The following is an 18,511-nucleotide window of genomic DNA, read 5'->3' as shown; positions in this document are numbered from 1 at the left end:
TCAGAACACGTACTCGAGCAGGTCGAGCCCGACGGCCCGCATCCCCTCGATGACGGCGAGACGCTCGGGGAGGCTGGTGTCGTCGAAGTAGGTGGACACGACATAGGTGACGCCCGCGCGCGGACCGCGCAGGACGCCGACCTCGCTGCGGACCCCCGCATCCGTCCCCGTCTTGTTGACCAGCAGGATGCCGTGCTCCGGATGGCGGTGGGAGTGCGGATCGAGGCCGAAGGCACTGGACACCAGCGAGAAGTCGCTGTTCAGCGAGAGCCACGAGACCACGCGCTGGCTGGTGGCGGGGTTGACGATCTCGCCCCGCGCAAGCGCCGAGAACAGCCAGGTGAGCTCGTTCGCGCTGCCCACGGAGAGCTGCGGCGCATCGTCGGGGCCGCGATGGTCGCGCACCAGGTCGAGGAGCGCCGTGCGCGTGAGGCCGAGGGATTCGGTGCGGGCGCTCACCGCCTCCAACCCGACCCGCCGCAGCAGGACGTTGGTGGCGAGGTTGTCGCTCGACGCGCCGACGAGGGCGGCCAGGTCGGCGACGGGGAGGGACGGCACGTGCAGGTGGTGCCAGATGCCCGAGTCGCCGGCGACATCGCGCGGGTCGCGATCGAGGTGCGCGAGGGGACTCAGCTCGCCCGACTGGAGGCGCGCGGCCACCTCGACGAGAAGCAGCACCTTGCCGATGCTGGCCGTCGGCATGACCACGTGGTCGTCGACCGAGAAGAGTACCGTGCCGGTCGCCAGATCGGTCGCCCGGGCGGAGACCTGCACACCGGAGACGGCGAGCCGCCCGAGAGCGTCGAACCCGCGGCTGAACGACTCGGTGGACCCAGGAGCGCGATGCCGGCCGCGGCGGGTATTCGCCTGACGGGCCCGGCGTTCGGACTCTTGAGCCTGGATCGTCACAGTGTCGCTGGGTCTTTCTTCCGAGTGTCGTGTACCGGAAACCGCGGCGGCCGTGGTCGGCCCCGCTGCCGCCGCCGCGAGGGTTTCCGCGACAGCGACAGGGACGATGTTACCCCGTGTGCGGGGGCCATGGAGCGCCGGATCGGCCGAACATCGGACGGATGCGGCGCCGACTCACCAGATCGTGACGCGCTCCTCCGGTGCCAGCCACAGCGCGTCGCCCTCCGACACCTGGAAGGTGTCGTAGAACGCGTCGATATTGCGGACGATCTGGTTGCAGCGGAACTCGTTCGGCGAGTGCGGGTCGATCGCGAGAAGGCGGATGACCTCCTCGTCGCGTCCCTTCTGCTGCCAGGCCTGCGCCCACGACAGGAAGAACCGCTCGGAGCCGCTGAGCGCGTCGACGACAGGGGGCTCCTCGCCGTTCAGCGAGAGCAGGTACGCCTTCCACGCGATGCCCAGCCCGCCCAGGTCGCCGATGTTCTCGCCGATGGTGAGCGCTCCGTTCACGTGGTGGTCCGGCACCTGCGCCGGTGCGAGCGCGTTGTACTGCTCGATCAGGCTCGCCGTGCGCTTCTCGAAGGCGGCACGATCCGCTTCCGTCCACCAGTCCTCGAGACGTCCGTCTCCGTCGAACTTGGAGCCCTGGTCGTCGAAGCCGTGCCCGATCTCGTGTCCGATCACGGCACCGATCGCGCCGTAGTTGGCCGCCGCATCCCGCTCGGCGTCGAAGAACGGGAACTGCAGGATGGCCGCGGGGAACACGATCTCGTTGAAGCCGGGGTTGTAGTACGCGTTGATCGTCTGCGGGGTCATGAACCACTCGTCGCGGTCGATCGGCGAGCCGATCTTGCCCAGTTCGCGGTTGAACTCGAACAGGGCGGCAGCGCGGACGTTCCCGACGAGGTCCGTGGGGTCGAGCTCGAGGCGGGAGTAGTCGCGCCACTTCACCGGGTAGCCGATCTTCGGCGTGAACTTCTCCAGCTTGTCCAGCGCGCGCCTGCGGGTCTCCGCGCCCATCCATTCGAGGTTCTGGATGCTCTGCCGGTACGCCTCGATCAGGTTGGCGACCAGCGCATCCATCCGATCCTTCGCCGCCGGCGGGAAGTGCTTCTCGACGTAGGCGCGGCCGACGGCCTCGCCCATGGCGCCCTCGACGAGCGAGACACCGCGCTTCCAGCGGGCCCGCAGCTCCGGGGTTCCGGTCAGCGTCCGGCCGTAGAAGTCGAAGTTCGCCTCGACGAAGTCGCCCGAGAGGTAGGGCGCCGCGCCGTGGATGACCTGCCAGGCCAGCCAGTCGCGCCACGACTCCAGGCGGTCCTCGGTGAGGAGGCCCGCCAGCCCGGTGGTGAAGGACGGCTGACGCAGGACCACCTCGGCCAGCGCGTTCTGCGGCGCGCCGAGCGCCTGCGCCCAGACATCGAGGTCTGCCGCCTGGCCCGCGACCGCTCCGCCGTCGAAGAGGGTCGTGGCGTCGGCCCACGAGAACAGGTTGTACGTCTTCTCGGAGTCGCGCGAGGCCACGTTGTCCCAGTGCTGCGAGGCGATCGCCGTCTCCAGGTCGAAGACGCGCTGCGCCCTGCCCGGCGCGTCGTCGAAGCCGGCGAGTTCGAACATCCGCTCGATGTGGCCGACGAAAGCCTCACGGATCGGCGCGAAGTGCTCCTCACGGAAGTACGACTCGTCCGGCAGCGAGATGCCCGACTGCTCGAGGAAAACGAGGTACCGCTCGGGATCGCCCGGATCGTTGTCGACGAAGAGCTGGTAGAAGCCGCCGAGCCCACGACGCTCCAGCTTGCCGATCGTCTCGAGGAGGCTCGGGATGCTGTCGACGCCCTCCGCGAACGTCAGCTCGTCGCGGATGGCCTCGACACCGAGCGCGTCGATGCGGTCCTCGTCCATGAAGCTCGTGAAGAGGTCGCCGAACTTCCGATCCTCCGTGCCTTCCGGCGCGTTCTGGGCCTGCTCGACGATCTCCCGGACCGCGGCCTCCGCCTCCTCCGCCAGGATCATGAACGACCCCCAGCGGGCCTTGTCGGCCGGTATCTCGGTGCGGGCGATCCACTTGCCGTTCACGTGCCGGAAGAGGTCGTCCTGGGGACGGGTGGCGGGGTCGAGTTCGTCGATGTGGATGCCGGAGTCGAGCGTCATGCGCCCAGCCTACGGGTCAGGCTGCAGCGCGGGCCACTGACGACAGGCGCCGCCAGGAGAGCGCGAACAGGGCGGCCAGGGCCAGCTCGGCGAGGATGGAGGCGACGCCGGACACGCTCCCGAACCCGGCGACCGAGAAGCCGATGTTGATCACGGCCAGGAGCCCGTAGATCGCCGCGAGCGCCCCACTGAGGAGGGGCCGGTTCGTCATCCGCCACCAGGGCCGCGCCGCCCGGACGGACTCGCCGCGGCCGCGGAAGAGGCGGCTCGCCAGATACCAGCCGATGACCTGCAGCACCGTCAGGATGATCGATCCCGCTTCGGAATGAAAGGCGTCGAGGAGGAGCGCGAGCACCGCGCTGATGGCGACGAGCACCCCGATCACGACCGCCTTCTGGCCGGAAGTGGTGAAGCGCATGTCGTTCCCCCTGGTGTTGAGCATTGAGTATGCCAGCACACGCCGCCTGGCGCCGGGAGGCTCGCCGTGCCGCCCGGACGGGGTGGGGCGGGGGAGGCGCCGAGTTCGTATGCTTGCCCGGTGACCATCGCACCCTCCGGCGGGACCCCGTCCCCAGCCGGAACCCCGCCGCCGGCCCGCACCGCGCCGCCCGGCTGGTACGGCGACCCGTTCGACGCGCGCTTCCTCCGATGGTGGAGCGGCGCCGCGTGGACCCCGTACACGTATTCCGTCCGGGCCCTGCAGCCGGCGGCGCGCCCGAAGCCGCCGCACAAGTGGATCGGTCGCTTCGGCGGGTGGATCATCGTGGCGGCCAGCGCCTTCATCTGGCTCTGGCTCTTCGGCTTCAACTGGCTCATCACCGCGATCTCACCGCATCCCGACGCCCACGGGCCCGCGGTGCTCTCGCCGTTCCTCCTTCTCACGGGCGCCGCGACGGTGGCGACCGCCATCCTCTACACGATGGCCTACCGGTTGCGGCGGGATGACGGGCTGACGGCATCCCGTCTCGTGATCATCGCCGGCGTCGGCGGCCTTGCGGCCACGCTCCTGGCCGCGCCGGTGAACAGCATCATCGACGTGCTGAGCGGCGGCACGGCACTGCACCCGAGCGGGCTCGCCCTGGTGCTCGCGGGCGTGGTCGAGGAGTTCGTCAAGATCGCCGCGGCCGTCGTCCTCGCGTGGAAGCTGCCCGTGAAGAACGCACGCATCGGTCTGTTCGTCGGCGGGGCCGTCGGGATCGGCTTCAGCGTCATCGAGAACCTCGGCTACCTGATGGAGGCGTTCGCCCGAGGTCAGCTCAACGGCCTCGGCCTGGGGATGTTCGTGGAGACGGTGATCGGCCGGGAGCTCACCGGGCCGTTCCTCCATCCGGTCTTCTCCGCGCTGCTGGGTGCCGCGGTCTTCGGCGCCGCGCGGGCGGGCCGTTTCCGCCTGACCTTCGGCGTCGTGCTGGCCTATCTCGGTGTGGCCGCCGCTCACGGGATCTTCGACGGCGCCATCTGGCTGGCACAGATCCTGCCCTGGCCGCTCGTCGCCCGCGGGGGCGCGATCCTGCTCTTCTATCTGGTCTTCGTCCTGGCGAGCGGGTTGGCGTGGCTGCTCATCGCCCGGCGCATCCGGCGCTCCGCCGAGCGGCGAGCGGCGATGGAGGCGTCCGCCGGCTGACTACCGCACCAGGGTGCCGGCGAGCGCGAGGTATTCGCGGGCCTTCGCGTCGGGCAGGTACGCCCTCGCCAGCGCGTTGCCGATCGCCGGAAGCGCCAGCACATCCGGGTACGCCAGGTAGAGCGTCTCGTACGTCGGATTGAACTTGCTCTTGAACGAGAACAGCGAAGCGAAGCCGTACGCGGGCTCGAGCGTCCGCCCGAGGAACGCGAGCAGACGATCCATCGTCGTGCCTTCGTCCGGCCCGTCGCCCTCGGCGAGAGGCTTGGTCGCCAGCGGGGCGCCGGACAAGCTGAGCACCTCGACGCCGGCGTCGCGCATGTGCTGCGCGGCAGAGGCGATCACGAACTCCATGATCCCGGACATCGAGCCGTCCGCCCGCCGCATGAAGTCGATGGTCCAGCCGACCACCCGCCCGTCCCGCCAGCTCGGCAGCCAGCTCGTGACGGCCTGCAGTCCGCCGTCGGGATCGAAAGCGAGGTAGAGCCGCACGTCCCGGTCCTTCAGCTCGTCGATGCCGCCGAGCGTGAAGCCCATCTCGGGCAGCTCCTTCTCGGACACCCACTGCTCGCTGAGGGAGGTGATCTGCGTCTGGATGAGCGGCGAGAGCTCGTCCCAGCTCGTCCAGAGGGTGGAGATCTGCGCCTTGATCCCGCGATTGTGGGCCTGCAGCACCTTCTGCCAGGGCTTGCCCACCAGGTCGAAGCTCTGCGGGTGCATCAGCGTCTCCTGGCCGACCGACATCGACGGCCAGCCGAGCGCGTCGAACACGGGCAGATACTCGCCGTGGATGCTGTAGAACACCGGGACCCAGCTGTTGACGTCGCAGAACTGGACGAACTCCGCGATCGTGCGTTCCGCTCTCTCCGGCCGGCAGACCGGGTCGGAGAGGGTGACCGCGATCCCGCCGACGACCCGGTAGGCGATCGCGGACTCGCCGTCCGAGCTGAACCAGTACACGTTGCCGGGCCAGGTGCCCATGAAGCCGAGCGTGCCGCCGCCGCCCAGGCGCAGCAGGGCCCGGAAGTGCTCCTCGTCGGCCAGGGTCCGCCCGGTGAAGGTGGCGCGGTACACCTGCAGGGTGGCGAAGACGACCACGGTCCAGAACGCCGTCCCGACCCACTGGAAGAGGAAGACGACCAGGGGCGTGGTCGGGACGATCGGCGTCCCGAGCGCCGAGAGGAATCCGGCGGGAACGAACCGGCGCAGAGTGGATGCGAACACGTCGCCCACGCTGGCGTCCGGCACGAACTCGGTGAGCGAGGAGAGCGCCGCCACCAGGTAGGCGAGGGCGAGCAGGCCGAACGAGCAGACGACGACGATCACGAACCGGGCGATGGCTTCGCGGGGCGAGCGGATCTGGAACTGCCGCCGGGTGACGACGAGCAGGACGAGCGACGCGACCGGGACGAGCATGGCCGCGAACAGCCACACGAGCACCTCGATCGCCGGAACGAGAGCCTGAGGGCCCTCCGCCTCCAGCTCGATATCGCCGGTGAGCGCAGTGAACGGCAACAGGAGCATGACGACGTTGACGACGATCCCGAGTAGCAGCGCGAACCGGCGGCCGCGACGCAGCCCGATCGCGGTGAGGATGAGCAGCGCAAGCGGCAGCACCGAGAGCAGCAGTGCTCCGGGCCCCTGGACGGACACCATCGTCAGGTCGTCGTGACAGGCGATGGTGTACGAGGCGTCGCAGCGCGCCAGCACTTCGGGGACGTTCACGCGCGGCTGCTCGAAGAGCGCGGCCACGAACGACAGCGGGCCGAAACCGCCCGGCGGCAGCAGGGCGAGCAGCGGACCGAAGGCCGTGATGGCGACGACCGCTGCGACGAGGTTCCGCGTCTCCGCGTGCGAACTGCGACGCAGCCGACGGAGACCGTCGCGTCGGAGCAGCACGCCGAGTCCCAGCCCGAGGAACGCGGCGATCAGCCGGTAGGCGTTGTTCTGGTCGCCGTTGTACAGCACGAACACGAGCAGGACGGCGAACGTCAGGAGCCGGATGCGCCTGCGCCACAGCGAGCTCGCGAACGCGCTCGCCGTGGTCAGCGCACCCACGATGCCGATCGTCGGGTCGAGGGTGAAATCGAATCGGGTGACGTTCGCCCAGATCTCCCCGGCGCCCGCCGCCGTCCACTGCAGCAGGACTCCGAGGGCGATGCCCACAACACCCGTGATGAGGAACGCGAGGACCGCCCGGGCGGTGCCGAGCAGCCGCTCCGCCGTGGCCATGACGACCACGGCGAGCAGCACGGTGATGACCAGTTGGACCGGGTCCTCGGGCACGAACAGCGCCGTGAACGGAGTCCACCAGGATCCGCTCTCGACGGTCGTCGTGACCCCGGCGGCCCACGTCATCGTGGCGCTGCCGGCGGACGCGGCGCTCCACAGCGTCCCGGTCGCAACGGACGTCGCCAGCACCACGAAGGCCAGAGCGATCCCGGCCGGAGCGACTCGCGCGTAACGCGCCACGACGTTCCGCGTCTCTGCGGTGCTCACGCCGGCCTCTGTCACGGTGGAGTCCGTCCCGGGCCTTCTCCGACCGCCCCGGTCAGATCTCGCGGAGGCGCTCGGCGAGGTAGCGGTCGAGGCCCTCGAGCGGGATGCGCTCCTGCTGCATCGAGTCCCGGTCGCGCACCGTGACCGCGTCGTCCTCGAGCGAGTCGAAGTCGACCGTCACCGCGAGCGGCGTGCCGATCTCGTCCTGCCGGCGGTAGCGGCGCCCGATCGCGCCCGAGTCGTCGAAGTCGACGTTGCGGCGCTTGCGGAGCCGGTCGGCGAGCCCGCGGGCGAGCGGCGAGAGGGCCTCGTTGCGCGACAGCGGCAGCACGGCGACCTTGACCGGCGCAAGGCGCGGATCCAGGCGCAGGACCGTGCGCTTGTCGGTGCCGCCCTTCGCGTTCGGGACCTGCTCCTCGTCGTAGGCGTCGACCAGGAACGCCATGAGCGCGCGGGTCAGGCCGAAGGACGGCTCGATCACGAACGGGACGTAGCGCTCGTTCTTGTTCTGGTCGAAGTAGCTCAGGTCTTTGCCGGAGTGCTCGATGTGGGTCTTCAGGTCGAAGTCGGTGCGGTTGGCGACACCCATCAGCTCGCCCCACTCGCTGCCGACGAAGTCGAAGCGGTACTCGATGTCGATCGTGCGCTTCGAATAGTGGGCCAGCGCTTCCTGGGGGTGCTCGAAGCGGCGGATGTTCTCCGGCTTGATGCCGAGCTCGGTGAACCATTCCCAGGCCAGGTCGATCCAGGTCTCGAACCACTGCTCGTCGGTTCCCGGCTCGACGAAGTACTCGATCTCCATCTGCTCGAACTCGCGCGTGCGGAAGATGAAGTTGCCCGGCGTGATCTCGTTCCGAAAGGCCTTGCCGATCTGGCCGATGCCGAACGGCGGCTTCTTCCGCGAGGTCTGCAGCACCGAGGCGAAGTCGGTGAAGATGCCCTGCGCCGTCTCCGGTCGCATGTAGTGCAGGCCGGACTCGTCGTCGACGACGCCGAGGAAGGTCTTCATCAGCCCCGAGAACTGGCGGATCGGCGTCCACTGGCCGACCTTGTCGGGGTGGTCCGGGTCCGCGATGTCGTCGAGCCCGTTGACCGGCGGATGCCCGTGCTGGGCCTCGTACGCCTCGAACAGGTGGTCGGCCCGGTACCGCTTGTGCGTGACCAGCGACTCCGTGAGCGGGTCGCTGAACACCTGGACGTGACCGGAGGCCTCCCAGACCGGAGTCGGCAGGATGATGGCCGAGTCGAGACCGACCATGTCGCCGCGGCCGCGCACGAAGGCGTTCCACCACTCGCGCTTGATGTTCTCCTTCAACTCCACACCGAGGGGGCCGTAGTCCCACGCCGATCGGGTCCCGCCGTAGATCTCGCCGGAGGGGAAGACGAATCCGCGGTGCTGCGCCAGCGTGATGACGGAATCCAGCCTGGTGGGTGCGGCCATGGTGCTCCCTGTGCGGTACGGGTGGGGTGGGGACCCGTCCATCCTACTGAGGAAGCGCCCAGCGCCGATTCCGCAGGCGAGCAGTCAATCCGCGGCCGGGCGGAAGTCCTGCTCCAGGATGGCGTAGACCGCGGTGTCCGACCATTCGCCCTTGAAGATCTCCGTCTCGCGCAGCAGTGCCTCCTGACGCATCCCGATGCGCTCGCACAGGCGAGCGGAGGCGTCGTTGCGCGCGTCCAGCTGCGCGAAGACACGGTGGGCGCCGAGCGTGTCGAAGCACAGCTCCAGGATGCGCTGCGCGGCCTCCGTGGCGTAGCCGCGGCCGTGCACGGCGGGGTGGAAGACCCATCCCATCTCGAACTTGCCCCACGTCGCGTTCTTGAGGAACAGGCTGATGTCGCCGATCACGCGTCCTGCGCCGCCCTCGGCATCCGCCAGCTCCACGGCGAAGACGATGCCGTCGCCGTTCTCGGCGAGGCGGTTCATCGCGATGCGTTTGCGCAGGTGCTCGGCCGACTCGTCGTGGTCGTGCACCTCCCAGTAGAGGTAGCGGACGACGTCCTTCAGCTTCTGGTAGGCGTGCACATCCTCGAGGTCGCCGGTGTTGAGCGGACGCAGCACCAGGCGCTCCGTGCGCAGCACCTCGGCGGCGTAGGGGAGCCCGGTCGCGCCGTGCGGCGCCACGGCCGTCGTCGCGGTGGTCGTGGCGGTCGTGGTGGCTTCGTCGCTCACAGTCGCTCCTTCGAGTGGGCCGGGCCCGGATGCGGGGTCGGGATGCGCGGTCAGGATGCGGCCGACTCGTCGTCCACGGCGGTGAGCGATGCGGGATGCTCTGCCGCCTCCACCTCCACGCCGAAGAGCGCTGCGACCGCCTCGGCGAACGACGGCGCGTCGCCCGCACGGGCCAGCTCCCGTGCACGCACGGACGGGGTGTGCAGCAGAACGCCGGCCAGGTGGCGAAGAGCCGCCTCCGTCTGCTCGCTCGAGTCCCCGCGGTTCCGCGCCCGCTCGATCTCGGCGTCGAGGATGCCGAAGACGTGCGTGCGCAGGGCGACGAGCGCGGGCGTCACCGCCTGCTCCGCCGTCTGGGCGCGGTACTCGGCGGCGGCGGCATCCACGATGCTGCGTGCGTCGTCCACGCTGCCCTGCAGCTCCTTCAGGGGCGCGTGGATGCTGATGGTCTCGAGGTCGAGCAGCTCGACACCCGCGAGCTCGGCGACGGCGGGGTCGACGTTGCGGGGGAGGCCGAGGTCGACGACCAGCCGGCGGTCGGCTGCGCCCGGCCGGCGCAGGGCGTCGGCGAGCAGCGGCTCGGTGAGGACGTAGTCGGTGACGGCGGAGCAGGTCACCACGAGGTCGCTCTCGGCGAGCACGTCGAGGAGATCGTCGGAGGACACGGCCCCGATGTCGTGCGACAGCGCGAAGGCTGCCGCGCGACCGGAGGGGGAGTAGACCCGCACATCGTGTGCGCCGCGATCGCGCAGCGCCGCGAGGCTCGCGCCGGCGTACTTGCCCGTGCCGACGAGCAGCACCCGCGTCTGCGCCCAGTCGCTGACCCGGCTCTCGGCGAGGTCGAGGGCCAGCCGTACCAGAGACCGGCCGGCGGACATGATCTCTGTACGGTTCTTCACACCGCGGGAGGTGCGGGAGGCCACCTGGAACAGCCGTTCGAGCTCGCTGGTGACCGATCCGGCGCTCCGGGCGATGTCGAGCGCCCGGCGGACCTGGCCAGCGATCTCGCCCTCGCCGACGACCACGGACTCCAGCCCGCTCGTCACCGCGAAGAGGTGCTCGGCGACCGCGTGGTCGCTGTAGACCGCACTGGAGTCGCGCAGGGTCTCGGCGTCGATCCCGGATGCCGCGCTCACCGCGTCCAGCACCGCCTGTGCCGATGCCGCCTGGCCTGCGGGATGCGAGCCGTCGATATCGAGGTAGGCCTCGAAACGGTTGCAGGTGGCGAGGACGACGGACCCGGCCACGGCGCCCGTGCGCTCCGCGAGTGCGGCGGTCACGGCAGGAGCGTGACGCTCGAGCCGTTCCAGGAGGTCGAAGTCCGCCGTCCGGTGGCTCGACGAGAAGCACAGAAGCACGGGCAAATCCTACGCTCGCGTCAGGGCAACCTCGAATCGGCGGCTCAGCTTCCATTCAGCCCCCGGGCTCCGACTCATCCGCGCACTGGCAGAATCGAGGTGTGACCACCCTCTCAGCCGACCATCCGCTCGCTTCCGGACGCACCGCGTCCAGCCCTCTCGTGCGGGCCTATCAGGGCGAGCGGCAGGTGGTCACGCCCGTGTGGTTCATGCGGCAGGCGGGCCGGTCGCTCCCGGAGTACCGCGAGCTCCGCGTCGGTACGAGGATGCTGGACGCCTGCCTCGACCCGGCCACGGCCAGCGAGATCACCCTGCAACCGGTCCGCCGGCACGGCGTGGATGCGGGCATCTTCTTCAGCGACATCGTCGTGCCGCTCAAGCTGGCCGGCGTGGATGTCGAGATCGTTCCGGGCAAGGGCCCGGTGTTCGCCGAGGCGGTGCGCACGGCAGCCGACGTCGACCGGCTGACCGCTGTCGATCCCGCATCGTTCGGCGCGGAGGTCTTCGCGCCCATCCAGGAGGCCGTGCGGCTCACGGTGGCGGAGCTGGGAGCGACGCCGCTGATCGGCTTCGCCGGCGCGCCGTTCACCCTCGCCGCCTACCTCGTCGAGGGCGGTCCCTCGAAGGATCACATCCGCGCCCGCACCCTGATGCACGCCGATCCCGCCGCGTGGTCGCGTCTGATGGCGTGGACGGCCGATCTCTCGGGCGCTTTCCTGCGCGCGCAGGTTCTCGCCGGCGCCAGCGCCGCCCAGCTGTTCGACTCGTGGGCGGGCGCCCTCTCGCTGCACGACTACGCCGCGCTTGTCGCACCGGCGTCCGCCCGGGCGCTGTCGCACGTGCGTGATCTCGCCTACGAGATCCCGGCGACCGCGACGGTGGACGGGTTCGAGCCACCGATCGACGCGGTGCTGCGCAATGTCCCGATCGTCCACTTCGGGGTCGGCACCGGCGAACTGCTGAAGGCGATGCACGAGGTGGGCGCGGACGCGGTGGGCGTCGACTACCGCATCCCGCTCGACGAGGCGAGCCGCCGGCTGGGCCACGTGGTCCCGTTGCAGGGCAACGTCGATCCCGCGATGCTCGACGCGCCGTGGCCCGTGCTGGAGGCGCATGTCCTCGACGTGCTGGACCGCGGACGCGAAGCGCCCGCCCATGTCCTGAACCTCGGCCACGGCGTCCCTCCCGAGACCGATCCGACCGTGCTCACCCGGGTGGTCGAGCTGGTGCACGGGTGGCGGCCGGAGTGAGCGAAGAGCGGATGGCCGGCGGCGACCCCGGGCCCGGCGAGGACCTCGGCGACGAGATCCGCCAGGCCATCGAGGCGCCGCCGACCCGCGTCGTCGTCATCGGCGGCGGCCTGGCGGGCCTGGTCGTAGCCCGCGAATGCGCGCGTCCCGGCTTCGAGGTGACGCTTCTCGAGGCCGGCGACCGCGTGGGCGGCAGTGTCGCGCCTCTGGACCTCGGCGGGATGACCCTCGATGCGGGCGCGGAGAGCTTCGCCACCCGGGGCGGTCACGTCGCCGAGCTGCTGCACGACCTCGACCTCGACGACGACGTGGTCGAACCGAATCCGTCCGGCGCCTGGGTGCGCCACGGGTCCCGATCGGTGCCCCTCCCCGAAGCCGGACTGCTCGGCATCCCCAGCTCGCCGCTCGCGAAGGACGTGGCGGACGCGATCGGCTGGTCCGGCGCTTTCCGCGCGTACCTCGACCGCCTCATCCCGGTGCTGAAGATCGGGCAGGAGCGGCGGCTCGGCACCCTCGTGCGCAGGCGGATGGGGCAGAAGGTCCTCGACCTTCTCGTCGCGCCCGTCGCGACCGGCGTCTACTCGGCCGCCCCGGACGAACTGGATGTGGATGTCGTCGCTCCCGGACTCAACGCCGCGCTGACACGGCTGGGCTCGTTGTCCGGTGCCGTCGCCGAGCTGCGGTCGGCCTCGAAGGCGGGAAGCGCTGTCGGCGGGATCCGCGGCGGGATGTGGCGGTTGCCGCAGGCGCTCGCCGCGGACATCGCGACCCGCGGGGGAGTCGTCCGGACGGGCGCGGCGGTCGCCGCACTCGAGCGGTGGACCGCGCCCACGGCGGAGGAGACGGCGCAGGCGCTCGTGGAGGGCGTGCTCGCGGACGCCCTCGGCGATGCGGCGGACCCCGCGGCGGTCTCCGCGGAGCCGCAGGGCGAGGAGGTCGCGGAGGACGCGCGCCCGGCGCGCTGGCTCGTCCGCCTGGAGGACGGCGACGAGCTCCCGGCCGATGCCGTCGTGCTCACAACGCCGGCCGACGCATCCCTCGCGCTGCTCGCCTCCCTCGACCCGGACCTCGCGGCGCTGGGCGAGCTCGACTGGCCGGCGGCCTCCAGCGTCGAGCTGGTGACCCTCGTCGTCGCGGACGACCGGCTCACGACCGCTCCCGTGGGGACCGGCGTGCTTGTCGCCGACGTCCCGGGGAACGACGTCCGGGCCAAGGCGATGACGCACTCCAGCGCCAAGTGGGCGTGGGTCGCGGAGGCGGCGGGAACCGGTCGCCACGTCGTCCGCCTCTCGTACGGACGCGCCGGTCGCCCGGCCGAATCCCTGGCCCTGGGGGATGCGGAACTGAGGGCCCAGGCGATCGAGGACGCCTCGCGTCTGCTGAATATTCCGATCGCGGAATCCGCCGTGACTGCATTCGCCCGGACCCCCTGGACGAACGCCCTCCCGTATGCGACAGTGGGGCAGCGGGAACGCATCCAGCGGGTCCGCACCGAGGTCGACGGTGTCGAGGGTCTCGAGGTCACCGGGTCCTGGCTGACCGGCACAGGCCTCGCCTCCGTCATCCCGGATGCGCGCCGGACAGCCGAGCGCGCGAGAGGTCTCCGCTGGAGGGGCCTCACCGAGGCTCTACACCACACGGACAACTGAGACAGGGAGACGGAATGCGCGGCAAACTCCTCTTCGTCACCGGGGCAGCGGTGGGCTACGTGCTCGGCGCGCGCGCCGGCCGCAAGCGGTACGAGCAGATGAAGGCCGCCGCCGGCAAGGTCTGGGAGTCGCCAGGGGTGCAGAAGCAGGTGCACGCCGTGGAGGACTTCGTGGCCGAGAAGGTGGGCGAGTTCCCCGAGACGGTCTACATCACCATCAAGAAGCTCGTGGTCCAGGCGAACGCCCGGCGCCGCGAGGCCCGCGCGCCCTATCCGTCGCCGGCAGCCGAGGCGGCCATCCGTGCGGCGGACGACAGCAGCCCCACGTCGTCCTGACGGGGGTACTGTACGGAAGCGACGAGGGGAGACGCGGATGACCGACCGTGAACGGACCGCTGCCGGCACTGCCGGTACGCCCGGTGCGCCACGCGCGGCGGGCGCGGATCCGGTTCAGGATGCTCGCGCCCGGGCTCGCGCCCGGGCTCGCGCCCAGGGCGCCCGCAGCCGGTCGCTGGTCCAGCTGGTCTCCGACCTGCCACGCCTGATCGTCGACCTGCTCAAGGCCGAGCTGAACCACCTGAAGGCCGAGTTCGCCGAGAAGGCGAGATATGCCGGGGTCGGCATAGGGCTCCTCGTGGTCGCCGCGCTCCTGCTGTTCTTCGCGCTGGGGGTGCTCATCGCCGCTGCGATCCTCGGGATCGCGGTCGCTCTGCCGGCCTGGGCGGCCGCCCTGATCGTGTTCGGCGGCCTCGTCGTGATCGCGGTCGTCCTCGCGCTGTTCGGGATCCGCGCGTTCAAGAAGATGGACGGCGTGGCGCCGTCGCAGACCATCGAGAGCGTCCGCGAGGACGCCGACGCGCTGAAGGGCCTGGGGAAGTATGACAACTGACCGCAGCGACGTCGACCGGGCGCGCGCCGAGCTCGCCGCCACCATGGACGCGATCGAATACAAGCTCAACGTTCCCAAGCGCACCGCCGAGCGCGTCCAGCGGCTGCGGGCCGAGAACCCCGTCGCCCTCGCCGGGATTGCAGCCGGTGCAGTGGCCGCGGTGGCCGGCGCCGTGTGGGGCGTCGTCCGGCTCGTCCGCCGGTGAACCGACGCCCGTTTTTGGCCTTCTCAGGTTTGCGAGAGAGACTGTGGGTATGAGTACCCCGGCTGCCGTTCCGGCAGAGTCGACCAGCCCAGAAACCCCCAGCGACAACCCGTCCGGCTTCACGCTCTGGGCCGTGCTGCGCCGCGATCCCGCCCGCCCGGACGACCTGGACGGCACGGATGTGCCGAAAGCCGTCGAGGAGCTGGAGGGCGTGATCGCCGACCTCGAGCTCCAGAATGTGACCGTTCGAGGCCTCTACGACGTCTCGGGCCTGCGCGCCGACGCCGATCTGATGCTGTGGCTGCACGGCCCCGAGGCCGATGCGCTGCAGTGGGGACTGCGCCAGCTGCGTCGCACCCGTCTGCTGAAGGCGCTCCTCCCGACGTGGAACGCGATGGGAGTGCACCGGGACGCGGAATTCAACAAGGCGCACGTGCCCGCCTTCCTGCGCGGCGTGGAGCCGAAGGACTGGCTCTGCGTCTACCCGTTCGTCCGCAGCTACGAGTGGTACCTGCTTCCGGACGAGGAGCGCTCGACGATGCTCGCCGATCACGGCCGCAAGGGCGCAGCGTTCCGGTCGGTCCTCGCGAACACCGTCGCGGCCTTCGCGCTGGGCGACTACGAGTGGCTCCTCCCGATGGAGGCCGACCAGCTGACCGACCTCGTCGACATGATGCGCGAGCTGCGGTACACCGAGGCGCGCCGCCATGTCCGCGAAGAGGTGCCGTTCTTCACCGGCCGCCGCGTCCAGCCCGCTGAACTGGTGGAGGTTCTGCAGTGACGGACGCCCGCACGGGTGAACAGGTGGAGGCTGCCGGCACGGCCGCTCCCGGCGCGCGAGTGCTCGCTGCGACCGCTGCCGCGGCAGACGGTCCGGAGCACGTGACGGAGCCGGTCGCCTACGACGCGATCCTCCTCGCGGGGTTCGGCGGACCGGAGGGTCAGGACGACGTCATCCCCTTCCTCCGCAACGTCACGCGCGGGCGCGGCATCCCGGACGAGCGGCTGGAGGAGGTGGCGCACCACTATCGCCACTTCGGGGGCGTCAGTCCGATCAACGACCAGAACCGCGAGCTCAAGGCGGCGCTGGAGGCGGAACTCGCCGAGCGCGGGATCGACCTGCCGGTGCTCTGGGGCAACCGCAACTGGGACCCGTACCTCGCCGAGGCGCTCCGCGAGGCCGACGAGCGCGGCTTCACGAAACTCATCGCGATCGCGACGAGCGCGTACTCCTCGTACTCCAGTTGCCGCCAGTATCGCGAGGACTTCGCGGGCGCACTCGAAGCCACCGGGCTCGCCGGGCGCATCCAGATCGACAAGGTCCGCCAGTTCTTCGACCACCCGGGGTTCGTCGAGCCGTTCATCGAGGGCGTGCGCACGGCGATCGACGAGTTGCAGCACAGGCTGCCCGGCATCGACCCCGCGACCGAGGTCCGCATCCTCTACTCGACGCACTCGATCCCCTCGACCGACGCCGCCAAGTCCGGTCCGGCCGACCGCGGCTTCGGGGAGGGCGGCGCCTACGCCGCCCAGCACCTCGCGGTCGCGGAGGTCGTCTCGCACGCCGCGACCGGCGGGACGGTCGCCTGGGATCTGGTCTACCAGTCCCGTTCGGGTCCGCCGTCGATGCCGTGGCTGGAGCCCGACATCAACGACCGCATCGCCGAGCTGCCCGCGCTGGGCGTCAAGGCCGTGGTCATCGTGCCGCTCGGTTTCGTGAGCGACCACATGGAGGTGCTCTGGGACCTCGACAACGAGGCGCTGGAGACCAGCGACAAGAACGGCCTGGTAGCGGTCCGCGTCCCGACGCCCGGGACGCACGCGAGCTACGTCCGCGGACTCGTCGACCTCGTCCTGGAACGCCGGGACGGCGTGCCGGTCGAGCAGCGTCCCGCCCTCACCTCGCTCGGCCCCTGGTACGACGTGTGCAGGCCCGGCTGCTGCGAGAACGTCCGCCTCGGCTTCAAGCCGGCAGCGGCGGGGCTCGCTCCGTGACCGGCTCCGTGACGAGGGTCGAGGGCGCCGCCGAGCGCCGCGACGGAGTGCTGCGCATCGGAACGCGGGGCAGTGCCCTGGCCGTCGCCCAGACGACGACGGTCGCCGAGTCGATCGCGCGCGCGACCGGATCGGATGTCGAACTCGTCACGGTGACCACGCACGGGGACACGTCGCGCGAGTCGCTCTCGCAGCTCGGAGGGACCGGCGTCTTCGCGACGGCCCTGCGCGAGGCGCTGACCGCCGGCGAGGTCGATCTCGTGGTGCACTCCCTCAAAGACCTCCCGACGGCACCGGCGCCTGGACTCGTGATCGGCGCCATCCCGAAGCGCGCCGATGCCCGCGACGCGCTGTGCGCGCGGGACGGCCTGACGCTCGAGACCCTCCCGGAGGGCGCCCGGGTCGGCACCGGCTCACTCCGGCGCGTCGCCCAGCTGAAGGCGCAGCGCCCGGACCTCGACATCGTCGACCTGCGCGGCAACGTCGACACACGCCTCGGCAAGGTAGCCGCCGGCGAGTTGGATGCGGTGGTGCTCGCCGCCGCCGGGCTCAGCCGTCTGGGGCGGCTGGAGGCGGTCACGGACTTCTTCCCGTTGTCCACCATGCCGACCGCACCCGGCCAGGGTGCTCTCGCGCTGGAGGTCCGCGCCGGCGAGGAGAAGGGCCGCGGTCTGGTCGCGCGGGCGCTCTCCGCCGTCGACCACGTCACCACGCATGCCTCCGTCATCGCCGAGCGCGATGTGCTCGCGGGGCTCGAGGCGGGATGCGCCGCCCCGATCGGCGCGACCGCGATCGTCGACGACGGTCTCCTCTTCCTCACCGCCACGGTCTACCGGCCGGACGGCAGCGAACAGCTCACCGCCTCCCACGCGGCGACCCCCGACTCCCTCAGCGCCGCGCACCTCGAAGAGGCCGCGCACGATGTCGGCGCCCGCGTGGTCGCCGAACTGCTCGGCGCGGGCGCGGCGGGCCTCGCGCCGCTGGGGAGCACTCGATGACCAACACCGCGCCGATCCCGAAGCCGCTTGCCGGCTGGCGGGTGCTCGTGCCGCGCGGCGGCCCGTGGGGCGACTCGGTCGCGGCGGACCTGCGGGCCAAGGGCGCCTCTCCGATCGTCGCCGCGATGATCAACTTCGCGCCGACGGCCGATGCGCCGGCCCTGGAGGCCGCCCTCGCCCGTCTCGCGAACGGCGACTTCGACTGGATGACCGTCACCAGTGCGACGACGGTGGATGTGCTCAGCGCCCAGCGGGCCGTCGTGCCCCCGACGACGCGGGTCGCCGCGGTCGGCGAGACGACCGCCGCCGCGCTCGCGGCCGCGGGCTACCACGTCGACCTGGTCCCGTCAGAGGACAACTCCGCGCGCGGCCTGCTCGCCGAGTGGGAGGCGGCCACGCAGGGCGCGTTGCCGCTCCGCATCCTGACGCTGCGGTCGGAGATCGCGAAGCCGCTGCTGACCGAAGGCCTGCGGCGCATCGGGCATCACGTCGAGTCGGTGGTCGCCTATCGCACCGTCGGCGTGGCCGTGCCCGAGAACGTCGTGCGGGATGTGCGCGACGGGCTGGTACAGGCCATCCTGGTGACGAGCGGCTCGGTCGCCGAGCAGGTGCAGCAGCAGCTCGGCCCCGTCCCCGAGTCGACCCTCATCGCCGCGATCGGCCCGCAGACCGCGCGCGACGCCCGCAGCTTCGGACTCCGGGTGGATGTGGTCGCCGCCGAGCGCACTGCCGCATCCCTCATCGACGCCGTCGTCCGCGTCGCGCTGTCGGGAGCCTGTCTCTTATACACATCTGACGCTGCCGACGACGGA

At 70.9% G+C, this 18,511-nt stretch carries 17 protein-coding genes; 10 read left to right on the top strand and 7 right to left on the bottom strand.

The window, feature by feature from the left end; genetic code table 11:
- The 3 genes from ACPYOG_RS08815 to ACPYOG_RS08805 form a co-directional block, all read right to left on the bottom strand.
- Complete coding sequence (locus tag ACPYOG_RS08815; RefSeq protein ID WP_090035414.1) at nt 1–909, bottom strand: serine hydrolase; 909 nt, start codon at nt 907–909, stop codon at nt 1–3.
- A 174-nt stretch (nt 910–1,083) separates the two neighbouring features.
- Nucleotides 1,084–3,060: a M13 family metallopeptidase gene (locus ACPYOG_RS08810; protein WP_481293858.1), complete on the bottom strand. Its 1,977-nt coding sequence runs from the start codon at nt 3,058–3,060 to the stop codon at nt 1,084–1,086.
- Nucleotides 3,061–3,076: 16 nt separating this feature from the next.
- Entirely contained in the window at nt 3,077–3,478 is a 402-nt protein-coding gene (locus tag ACPYOG_RS08805) for a hypothetical protein (protein ID WP_481293857.1), read from the bottom strand.
- Nucleotides 3,479–3,598: 120 nt separating this feature from the next.
- Here ACPYOG_RS08805 and ACPYOG_RS08800 point away from each other — a divergent pair, with 120 nt between their 5' ends.
- Complete coding sequence (locus ACPYOG_RS08800) at nt 3,599–4,684, top strand: PrsW family glutamic-type intramembrane protease (protein ID WP_481293856.1); 1,086 nt, start codon at nt 3,599–3,601, stop codon at nt 4,682–4,684.
- Here the strand turns inward: ACPYOG_RS08800 and ACPYOG_RS08795 are convergent, their stop codons facing one another.
- From ACPYOG_RS08795 to ACPYOG_RS08780, 4 genes are all read right to left on the bottom strand, one after another.
- Nucleotides 4,685–7,183 (bottom strand): phosphatidylglycerol lysyltransferase domain-containing protein, encoded by a 2,499-nt coding sequence (locus tag ACPYOG_RS08795; RefSeq protein ID WP_481293855.1) that lies wholly within the window; start codon nt 7,181–7,183, stop codon nt 4,685–4,687. It abuts the gene before it with no gap.
- A 52-nt stretch (nt 7,184–7,235) separates the two neighbouring features.
- Nucleotides 7,236–8,624: a glycine--tRNA ligase gene (locus tag ACPYOG_RS08790; protein ID WP_481293854.1), complete on the bottom strand. Its 1,389-nt coding sequence runs from the start codon at nt 8,622–8,624 to the stop codon at nt 7,236–7,238.
- A gap of 84 nt (nt 8,625–8,708) precedes the next feature.
- Nucleotides 8,709–9,356, bottom strand: coding sequence for a GNAT family N-acetyltransferase (locus ACPYOG_RS08785; protein ID WP_481293853.1), 648 nt, complete (start codon nt 9,354–9,356; stop codon nt 8,709–8,711).
- 50 nt (nt 9,357–9,406) lie between these two features.
- Nucleotides 9,407–10,714: a glutamyl-tRNA reductase gene (locus ACPYOG_RS08780; RefSeq protein WP_481293852.1), complete on the bottom strand. Its 1,308-nt coding sequence runs from the start codon at nt 10,712–10,714 to the stop codon at nt 9,407–9,409.
- 101 nt (nt 10,715–10,815) lie between these two features.
- Here ACPYOG_RS08780 and hemE point away from each other — a divergent pair, with 101 nt between their 5' ends.
- The 9 genes from hemE to ACPYOG_RS08735 all read left to right on the top strand — a co-directional run.
- Complete coding sequence (hemE, locus tag ACPYOG_RS08775; RefSeq protein WP_481293851.1) at nt 10,816–11,964, top strand: uroporphyrinogen decarboxylase; 1,149 nt, start codon at nt 10,816–10,818, stop codon at nt 11,962–11,964.
- Nucleotides 11,961–13,613, top strand: a complete 1,653-nt coding sequence (locus ACPYOG_RS08770; RefSeq protein WP_481293850.1) for a protoporphyrinogen/coproporphyrinogen oxidase — start codon at nt 11,961–11,963, stop codon at nt 13,611–13,613. The genes hemE and ACPYOG_RS08770 overlap by 4 nt, the downstream gene beginning before the upstream one ends.
- 14 nt (nt 13,614–13,627) lie before the next feature.
- Nucleotides 13,628–13,948: a hypothetical protein gene (locus ACPYOG_RS08765; RefSeq protein ID WP_481293849.1), complete on the top strand. Its 321-nt coding sequence runs from the start codon at nt 13,628–13,630 to the stop codon at nt 13,946–13,948.
- Between the two features lie 37 nt (nt 13,949–13,985).
- Nucleotides 13,986–14,501 carry a phage holin family protein gene (locus ACPYOG_RS08760; RefSeq protein ID WP_481293848.1) on the top strand — a complete coding sequence of 172 codons (516 nt, stop codon included), beginning with the start codon at nt 13,986–13,988 and terminating at the stop codon, nt 14,499–14,501.
- Nucleotides 14,491–14,706 (top strand): DUF3618 domain-containing protein, encoded by a 216-nt coding sequence (locus ACPYOG_RS08755; RefSeq protein WP_481293847.1) that lies wholly within the window; start codon nt 14,491–14,493, stop codon nt 14,704–14,706. The genes ACPYOG_RS08760 and ACPYOG_RS08755 overlap by 11 nt, the downstream gene beginning before the upstream one ends.
- Nucleotides 14,707–14,755: 49 nt before the next feature.
- Nucleotides 14,756–15,487, top strand: coding sequence for a hydrogen peroxide-dependent heme synthase (hemQ, locus tag ACPYOG_RS08750; RefSeq protein WP_481293846.1), 732 nt, complete (start codon nt 14,756–14,758; stop codon nt 15,485–15,487).
- Complete coding sequence (locus ACPYOG_RS08745) at nt 15,484–16,701, top strand: ferrochelatase (protein ID WP_481293845.1); 1,218 nt, start codon at nt 15,484–15,486, stop codon at nt 16,699–16,701. Before hemQ ends, ACPYOG_RS08745 begins: the two co-directional genes overlap by 4 nt.
- Complete coding sequence (gene hemC / locus ACPYOG_RS08740; RefSeq protein ID WP_481293844.1) at nt 16,698–17,699, top strand: hydroxymethylbilane synthase; 1,002 nt, start codon at nt 16,698–16,700, stop codon at nt 17,697–17,699. Before ACPYOG_RS08745 ends, hemC begins: the two co-directional genes overlap by 4 nt.
- On the top strand, nt 17,696–18,511 hold an 816-nt coding region (locus ACPYOG_RS08735; RefSeq protein WP_481293843.1), incomplete at its 3' end, for a uroporphyrinogen-III synthase. The genes hemC and ACPYOG_RS08735, both read left to right, overlap by 4 nt.

This window comes from Leifsonia sp. HAY1-4F (assembly GCF_056755275.1).
Note: the sequence above shows the minus strand (reverse complement) of the source record. Positions and strands in the feature narration are given on the sequence as shown.

Excerpts from the sequence above, each read along its gene's own strand:
- ACPYOG_RS08810 (WP_481293858.1), bottom strand. The coding sequence starts at position 3,060 with ATGACGCTCGACTCCGGCATCCACATCGACGAACTCGACCCCGCCACC.
- ACPYOG_RS08805 (WP_481293857.1), bottom strand. The coding sequence starts at position 3,478 with ATGCGCTTCACCACTTCCGGCCAGAAGGCGGTCGTGATCGGGGTGCTC.
- ACPYOG_RS08790 (WP_481293854.1), bottom strand. The coding sequence starts at position 8,624 with ATGGCCGCACCCACCAGGCTGGATTCCGTCATCACGCTGGCGCAGCAC.
- ACPYOG_RS08765 (WP_481293849.1), top strand. The coding sequence starts at position 13,628 with ATGCGCGGCAAACTCCTCTTCGTCACCGGGGCAGCGGTGGGCTACGTG.
- ACPYOG_RS08760 (WP_481293848.1), top strand. The coding sequence starts at position 13,986 with ATGACCGACCGTGAACGGACCGCTGCCGGCACTGCCGGTACGCCCGGT.
- ACPYOG_RS08755 (WP_481293847.1), top strand. The coding sequence starts at position 14,491 with ATGACAACTGACCGCAGCGACGTCGACCGGGCGCGCGCCGAGCTCGCC.
- hemQ (WP_481293846.1), top strand. The coding sequence starts at position 14,756 with ATGAGTACCCCGGCTGCCGTTCCGGCAGAGTCGACCAGCCCAGAAACC.